This is a genomic window from Acidovorax sp. KPB24-03, from assembly GCF_057546605.1.
This window is the reverse complement of record NZ_BAAJYR010000161.1, coordinates 1-7,837: the sequence shown is the minus strand read 5'-3', so window position 1 is coordinate 7,837 and position 7,837 is coordinate 1. Positions and strand designations below refer to the sequence as shown.

7 protein-coding genes and 1 pseudogene are annotated in these 7,837 nt (G+C 70.4%); all 8 read right to left on the bottom strand.

The features are described from left to right. Nucleotides 1-648: pseudogene (locus AC27KI_RS15630) on the bottom strand (hypothetical protein); the annotation flags it as partial. Nucleotides 649-651: 3 nt separating this feature from the next. Continuing rightward, on the bottom strand, nt 652-1,428 hold the full coding sequence (locus AC27KI_RS15625; protein ID WP_487090028.1) for an SDR family NAD(P)-dependent oxidoreductase: 777 nt from the start codon (nt 1,426-1,428) through the stop codon (nt 652-654). Nucleotides 1,429-1,480: 52 nt separating this feature from the next. Further along, nucleotides 1,481-2,794 carry an FAD-binding oxidoreductase gene (locus AC27KI_RS15620; RefSeq protein WP_487090029.1) on the bottom strand — a complete coding sequence of 438 codons (1,314 nt, stop codon included), beginning with the start codon at nt 2,792-2,794 and terminating at the stop codon, nt 1,481-1,483. After that, nucleotides 2,788-4,263: a UbiA family prenyltransferase gene (locus AC27KI_RS15615; RefSeq protein ID WP_487090030.1), complete on the bottom strand. Its 1,476-nt coding sequence runs from the start codon at nt 4,261-4,263 to the stop codon at nt 2,788-2,790. The genes AC27KI_RS15620 and AC27KI_RS15615 overlap by 7 nt, the downstream gene beginning before the upstream one ends. A gap of 174 nt (nt 4,264-4,437) precedes the next feature. Beyond that, nucleotides 4,438-5,463: a YncE family protein gene (locus AC27KI_RS15610; RefSeq protein WP_284430470.1), complete on the bottom strand. Its 1,026-nt coding sequence runs from the start codon at nt 5,461-5,463 to the stop codon at nt 4,438-4,440. Between the two features lie 82 nt (nt 5,464-5,545). Continuing rightward, a complete protein-coding gene (locus AC27KI_RS15605) occupies nt 5,546-6,475 on the bottom strand; it encodes a dihydrodipicolinate synthase family protein (RefSeq protein WP_487114630.1) in 930 nt (309 codons plus the stop codon). Nucleotides 6,476-6,491: 16 nt separating this feature from the next. Beyond that, entirely contained in the window at nt 6,492-7,664 is a 1,173-nt protein-coding gene (locus AC27KI_RS15600) for an L-rhamnonate dehydratase (RefSeq protein ID WP_487114628.1), read from the bottom strand. Between the two features lie 29 nt (nt 7,665-7,693). Beyond that, nucleotides 7,694-7,837 (bottom strand): 4-hydroxythreonine-4-phosphate dehydrogenase PdxA (locus AC27KI_RS15595; RefSeq protein WP_487090033.1); only part of this gene is annotated, 144 nt, incomplete at its 5' end.

Genomic DNA, 7,837 nt, shown 5'->3' with positions numbered 1-7,837 from the left:
CACGCGGCGCCAGCCCATGCGCGCCACGGCGGCGTAGAGCGCCATCATGGGCAGCGCCATGATGCCGTTGGCCATGGTGCCGATGCTCAGCACGCCCAGGGCGCAGCCGCCGGCGAACCAGCCCACGTCCCGCGGCGCCTGCGTGGCGCGGTACAGGCAGTACAGCCCGGCCAGCGGCAGCCACTGGGCCAGGAAGAACTGGCTCTGGAATGCCCAGGTGAGGTTTTCCTGCTGCACCCACGACAGCAGCCAGACGGACAGCAGCGCCAGCGCCGCCACCGACGCCGTGCGGGTCATCGGCCCCAGGCGCGCCTTCAGGAAGGCCCAGAAGGTGGCGATGCTGCCCGCCACCAGCAGGTAGTTGACCGCGATCAGGAAGGCCTGGGTGCCGCCGAACCAGCGGTATTCCATCCAGAACAGGGCCTTGGACAGCACGAGGCGGTGCTCGTTGAAGAGCCGCCACCAGGCCTGCCAGCCGGCGCCATCGCGCACATCGGCATAGAACTCCAGTGCGCCCCACATGTCCCAGATCGGCACGGACGTGAAGGTGCGCCAGGCTGCCACGGCCGTCGCCAGGGCAAAGAGCGTGGCATAGCCCGCAAGGGCCACCGCCGCCCAGAGGCGGCGGCGTTCAGGGGTCCACGGCATGGCTCAGATGTCCATCTTGTGGAAGACCACGCGCGGCAGGTTGCGGATCACGGCCATGATGAGCGCCCATTTCGCCGGGGCGTACACCACGGGCGTGCCGCGGGCCATGCCGCGCACCACGGCCTGGGCCACCTGCTCCACGCTGGCGAGCTTGGCGCCGCGCGCCTTGAGGTGCGCCGTCATCGGCGTGTCGGTGGGGCCCGGCTTGATGAGCACCACCTTCACGCCCGAGCCCGCCAGGCGGTGCTGCAGGCCTTCGGCATAGCGCTCCACCAGGCCCTTGGCGGCGCCGTACACGTAGTTGGATTTGCGGCCGCGGTCGCCGGCCACCGAACCGATGATGCCGATCGTGCCCCGCCCCGCCACCTGCATCGCGCCGGCGAACGCCTCCGCGCACAGCGCGGGCGACAGGCCGTTGACGGCCATGGCCTGCTCGGCGCTGGCCAGGTCGCCCTGGCACCGGGCCTGGTCGGGCAGGCTGCCATGGGCGATGAGCACGGTGTCCGGCACACCCTGCGCCACCAGGTGCTGCACCAGCGCGGCGATGGAGGCCGCCTGCGTCACGTCGCCGGCCATCACGTCGATGCGGGCCTGGGGCTGGCGCACCTGCAGATCATCGGCCACGCCCTGCAGCCGGACCGCGTCGCGCCCCACGAGCACCACGCGGCCGATGCCGCCGGCCTGCAGCCATTGGCGCGCGCAGTGCTGCGCGATCAGCGACGTGGCGCCGACGATCACGAGGGTCTGCGGTGCGCCGCTGTCGTTGTGGTTGTTTTGCATGTTGGCGGTGATTTCGTTCGTTCTTGTGTGGTCTTGGAGAAAAAGCCGCAGGTCAGTCGCCCATCAGGCGCCGCGACATCGCGGACCGGATGTTCGGGTCGCGGTACGGAAGGAATTGGGCGAGCTTCGGGTAGCCGGCCTCGAACAGGGCGCGCGGCATGCGCGCGTCCTTGGCGGGGTACAGGCGCCCGCCGGCCTCGGCCACGACGGCATCGAGCCGGTCGAACAGCCGCAGCGTGCGCTCGCCGAGGTTGGGAAAGTCGAGCGCCAGCGTGACGCCCGGCTGCGGAAAGCTCAGCAGGCCCACCGATTCGCGGTCGCCGAAGGTCTTGAGCACGCCCAGGAAGCTGCCCTGGCCCGACGCGGTGATCTCGCGCAGCAGGGCGCCCACGGCATCGGGGCCGTGCGGGCGGGGCACCACGCACTGGTACTGGTAGAAGCCCCGTCGGCCGTAGATGCGGTTCCATTCCTGCAGGTTGTCCAGCGGGTAGGAGAACGGTTCGTAGTGCTGCAGCGCGCGGCCGGCGCGGCGGCGGTTCAGGTGGTAGTACGCCGCGTTGAAAGGGCGCAGGCTCAGGCGGTTGACCAGCGAGACGGGCGGCGCGAACGGCACGGTGCGCTGGCGGTCCTTCGGGGCGGGGCCGTGCTGGGATTCGGGCGCGGCGGCATTGGCGCGCAGGAAGATGCCGCGCGTGCCGCCGGCCCGGGCGCCCGAGAGGCAATCGATCCACGAGACGGTGTGTTCCCAGCCCGCCTCGGAGGCATCGGCCAGGGCGAAGAACTCGCCCAGCGAGCCGTAGGGCAGGGTCTCGGTGTCCAGCCACGCGCCGGGCACCCGCCGCAGCCGCAGCGTGGCCTGGGTGACCACGCCGGTCAGGCCCAGGCCGCCCACCGTGGCGGCGAACCAGTCGGGGTGCAACTGGGGGCCGCAGCGGATCGACAGCCCGTCGGTGCGCAGCAGCCGCAGTTCCTGCACGTGGTCGCCGAAGGAGCCCTGCACATGGTGGTTCTTGCCGTGCACGTCGTTGGCGATGGCGCCGCCCACGGTGGCCAATTGGGTGCCCGGGGTCACGGGCAGCATCCAGCCGCGCGGCACGAAGGTGCGCTGGATGTCGCGCAGCAGCATGCCGGCCTCGCAGGTCAGGTCGCCGGTGGCTTCGTCCCAGGCGATGAAGCGGTCCAGCCCGCGCAGCGACCACAGCGCGCCGCCGGGGTTCAGGCACACGTCGCCGTAGCTGCGGCCCATGCCGAACGCCAGCCCGTGCTGGCCGGGCTCGCGCGGCAGGTGCGCCAGCGGCCGTTCGGCCAGGATGCGCAGATCGTGGTCGTCGGCGCTCAGGCGGCCCCAGGAGCGCACGGCTACCACGGCAGTCCCAGGGCGGCGGCGACCATCGCCAGGCTGAACAGCGCGCCCGCGGCCAGGCTGGCGCGGTCCTTGAAGGCGAAGACCAGCGGGTCGTCATGCATCTGCCCGCGCACCGCGCGCAGCCACATCCAGCTCACCCAGAACACCATCACGGGCACGGCGGCCCAGATCATCTCCGGCGCGCGGTACATCAGCAGCACCGATTCGCTGTTGAGGTACAGCGCCAGCACCACCACGGCCGTGTAGCCGGCGGCGATGCCCAGGTTCTGCACGATGGGTGCGTCCGAGGTGAGGTAGCCGCGCCCGTGCGCCTGCGTCTTGCCCGCGGCCTGCTGCACCATCAGCTCGGCATAGCGCTTGACGAAGGCCAGCGACAGGAAGAGAAAGCCCGAGAACGCCAGCAGCCAGAACGACAGCGGCTGCGTGATGGCGTAGGCGCCCGCCACGATGCGCAGCGTGTAGAGCACCGCCAGCGCGATGCAATCGACCAGCACCCAGCGCTTGAGCGCCAGCGAATACGCCCAGGTGATGGCGAAGTACCCTAGCAGCCAGCCGAAGAACCCCTGGCCTACCTGCCAGGCCAGCGCGAAGCTCGCCGCCGTGAGCACCGGGACCAGGGCCACGCCCTGCCAGGCGGCCAGCGCTCCCGAGGCGAAGGGCCGCAGGCGCTTGCGCGGGTGCCGGCGGTCGCTCTCCAGATCGAGCAGGTCGTTGGCCACGTAGACCGACGAGGCGCACAGGCTGAAGGCCAGGAAGGCCACCAGCAGGAGGCCCCAGGCCTCGCCGTCGGCCACGCGGTGGGCGGCCACCAGCGGCACGAACAGCAGCAGGTTCTTGAGCCACTGGTGCAGCCGCAGGGCCTTGCGCCAGGGCTTGAGGCCCGCGGGCTCGCGGGGAAAGCGTTCGGCCACGTTGCCGTGCGCCTCGGCCCGCCGGGTGACGGCGCCCGAGGCATTGACCACGATGGCCGAGCGCGCGGCCTGCCACACCGGCACGTCCGCCTGCGAGTTGCCGGCGTAGTCGAAGCCGCGCTCGCCAAAGGCCTGCACCAGCGCGGCGGCCTTGGCCCGCCCGGCGAGGTTGGTGGCGCCATCGCTGGCCATCACCTGGTCGAAGCACCCCAGGTGGGCGGCGATGGCCTGCGCCACCGAGCGGTCGGAGGCCGTGCACAGCACGGTGCGCCGCCCGGCCGCGTGCTGGTTGCGCAGCCACTGCACGAACGGCACGTTGTAGGGCAGCGTGGCCACGTCCATCTGCACCCGCTGCCCGATCTCCTGCTTGAGCGCCGCCTTGCCCCGCGCCAGCCACACGGGCAGGGCCAGCGCGCGCCACGGCCCGTCCCGCAGCAGCTGCAGCGACGATTCGTGCAGCATGTCCGTCAGGATGAGCGTGCCGTCCAGGTCCACCACCAGGGGCGGTTCCGAGGACGGGCCCGGGATGGGCAGGGACGAATCGAGGGGCGGGCGCAAAAGGAACCTTTGGTGGGATGGCGTGATGGGGAGGCGCGGCGCATTGGTAACGCTCTGTGCGCAATGGCAACAGGACATTGTAAAAGCCGCCATCCACGCCGCCGCCCCGGCGTTACACCCTGCCCGAGCGGGTGTGGCGAAGATGCCGCAGCCCGCCCGCCACCCCCGCCGCGCTCAGCCCTGCAGCATGTACGACACGTCCGGTTCGCGCTGCGTGGCGATGGATCGCTCGAACCGGCGCGATTCCAGGTGGAAGATCCCGACCCGGTCGTTGTCCTGGCTCACGAAGGCCCAGGGCCGGGTGGGATGCAGGCTGACCGCGATGGGGCGTGCGTCCATGGGAATGTGGGCCTGCTCGGCGAGCGTCGCCGGGTCCACGATGGACAGGCTGCGGTCGCCATAGTGGGACACCAGCAGCCGGCCGTCGCGGCAGCGGTAGATGCGCGTGGGGTCGTTGCGCGCGGGCGCGCTGCGCACGACCTTCATGGTGGCCGTGTCGATGGCGCACAGCGTGTTGCTCCAGCGGCAGGTGACGTACAGCGTGCGCTCGTCCGCGCTGAGCGCATTGCCCTCGGGCTTGTCGCCGGGCACGCAGGCCACGGGCGCGAACGCGGCGTCATGCGGCTTGAACTGCGTCACCGAGTGCGTGAGCAGGTTCATCGCGTAGGCCGTCTGGCCGTCCCGGGTGAGCGCGAACAGGTGGCTCTTGATGCCGCCCACCGGCACCGCGCGCCGCACGGCGGTGTCGGTCTCGGGCCGGTCCAGCACGGCCAGCTGCGCGCGGTCCTCGCTCAGCACGTAGAGGCGGCCCGACTGGTCCATCTGGATGCCGTGCAGGCGGTTGAACGGCGCCAGGTCGATGGTGCGCGCCAGCGTGCGCGTGGCCAGGTCGATCTGCAGCACGCTGGTGCCGCCCGGGCCCGGGTGCCCCGAGGTCTCCACGCCGTAGTGGCCCACGTAGGCGTACCGCTGCGCCGCGTCCACCACGAATTCGTGCGGGAACGGGGGCAGGGCGATGGTGTGCAGCCGCTCGCCGCTGGCGATGTCGTAGTGGCTGATGCAGTGGCTCGATTTCTCGATCAGCAGCAGCACCTCGCGCGGCGCGCGCCCCGCCGGGGCCTGGGCGAGGACCGTGGCCGGCCCCAGGGTGGATGCGGCCAGCGAAAGGCCGGCGGTCTTCAGAAGCTCCCGACGTTGCATGGTGGTGGTCTCCCTTGGTGTGGATCGAACAGCGCCCTGGCGGTCGCGCGGCGGGCGCATCGCCGCTTTTTTTTCGCGCGCTTCAGCGCCCCCAGCGCAGCACCAGCGGATCGAGCCGCCGCGCGATGCCGATGAGCTGGCGGCGCACCTCGGGGTGCATCGGCGGCCAGGGCGCGCGCGGCGCCTCGCAGGCGATCACGCCGCCTTCCTTCATGAGCGCCTTGGCGGCCAGGAAGCCCGCCTGGCGGTTCTCGTGGTTGATGAGCGGCAGCCAGCGCTGGTAGTGGGCGAAGGCCGCGTCCGCATCGCCCTGGCGGTGCGCCCGGAGGATGGGGCGGATGCCGTCGGCAAAGCCCGCGCCGGTCATGGCGCCGGTGGCGCCGGCCTCCAGGTCGGCCAGCAGGGTGATGGCTTCCTCGCCGTCCCACGGGCCTTCGATGGCCTCGCCGCCCAGGGCGATCAGCTCGCGCAGCTTCGTGGCGGCGCCGGCCGTCTCCATCTTGAAGTAGCACACCTGCTCGATCGTCGTCGCCATGTCGGCCAGGAAGGCGGGCGACAGCGGCGTGCCGGCCGCCGGTGCGTCCTGGACCATGATGGGAATGCCGATGGCGTCCGACACGCCCTGGTAGAAAGCGCGCACCGGCGCCTCGCCGAAGCGGAAGGTGGCGCCGTGGTAGGGCGGCATGACCATGACCATCGCCGCGCCCATGTCCTGCGCGCGCCGGCTGCGCGCGGCGCAGACGGCGGTGCTGGTGTGCGTGGTGGTGACGATCACCGGAACGCGGCCGGCCACGTGTTCCAGCGCGGTGCGCGTCAGCACCTCGCGTTCGTCGTCCGACAGCAGGAACTGCTCGGAGAAGTTGGCCAGGATGCACAGGCCGTCCACGCCCGAGTCGATCATGAAGTCCAGGCAGCGCCTCTGGCTGGCCAGGTCCAGCGTGCCGTCTTCGTGGAACGGGGTGGGCGCGACGGGGAAGATGCCGCGGTAGCGGGGGTTGGAGAGGCCGGGCATGGCGTGTCCTTCGCGTCTATTCCACGATGTCGAACTGGTCGAGGTACTCGGTCTTGAGCGAAAGGCCCAGGCCCGGCACGTCGTCCTGGAGCTGCAGGAAGCCGTTCTCCGCGACGGGCTCGCCGTCGAAGAGGTACCAGAACAGCTCGTTGCCCACCTCCACGTCGAAGATGGGAAAGTACTCCGCCATGGGCGAGGCCAGCGTGCTCATCGTCAGGTGGTAGTTGTGCATCTGGCCCGCGTGCGGAATCACCGGCACGGAATGCGCCTCGCACAGCGCGTTGATCTTGTGCGCGGCGGTGATGCCGCCCACCCGGTTGGTGTCGTACTGCACCACGCTCACGGCTTTTTTGTCCAGCAGCTGCTTGAAGCCGTACAGGCCGAACTCGTGCTCGCCGCCCGAAATGGGGATGATGTTCATCGCGTTCAGTTCGGCATAGCCGTCGATGTCGTCGGCGATCACGGGTTCCTCCAGCCAGCGCGGCTCGAACTTCGCGAGCTTGGGCAGCATGCGCTTGGCGTATTCCAGGTTCCAGCCCATGTAGCACTCGAGCATCAGGTCGGTGTCGTAGCCGATGACTTCGCGGATGGCTTCGACCGACTTCAGGTTCTCCTGCACGCCGTGCTGCAGGTGCGCGGGGCCGTAGCCGAAACGCATCTTGAAGGCCTTGAAGCCCTGGTCGAGGAAGGTTTGCGCCTCGTCCTGCATCGCCTTCAGGTCGGTGCGGTAGAGCTTGCTGTAGTAGCAGGGGATCTTCTCCTTGGTGCGACCGCCCAGCAGCTTGAACACGGGCTTGTCCACGCTCTTGCCCAGGATGTCCCAGATCGCCAGGTCCACCGCCGAGATGGCGGCCATGGCCACGCCCTTGCGGCCCCAGGCGTGCGTGCTGCGGTACATGCGCTGCCACAGGTACTCGTAGTCCCACGGGTCGTGGCCGATGACCAGGGGCGCGAGGTACTCGTCGATGATGGCCTTGGCGATCTTCGGCGCCAGCGCCACGTTGCCGAGGCCCACGATCCCGTCGTCGGTCTCGATCTCGACCACCGTCCACGAATGGAAACGGAAGGTGCTCATGCTCTCGGCCGGCGAATACAGCAGGTCCATGGCGTTGGAGCAGAAGTGGCCCTGCGGCGGCACGGTCTGGCCCTTCCACTGGAATACACGGGCGCGGACGGATTGGATTTTCATGGTGGAGTCTCTGAACGGAGGGAGTGGGATCAGGCGGCGGCCAGCGCCTTGGCGCGCTGCGCGCTGCCCATGCGGCAGGCGATCTGGAAGGCCTGCCAGGTCGCCTCGGCGCTGGCGCGGCCCTGGCCGGCGATGTCGTAGGCCGTGCCGTGCGCGGGCGTGGTGATCGGGAT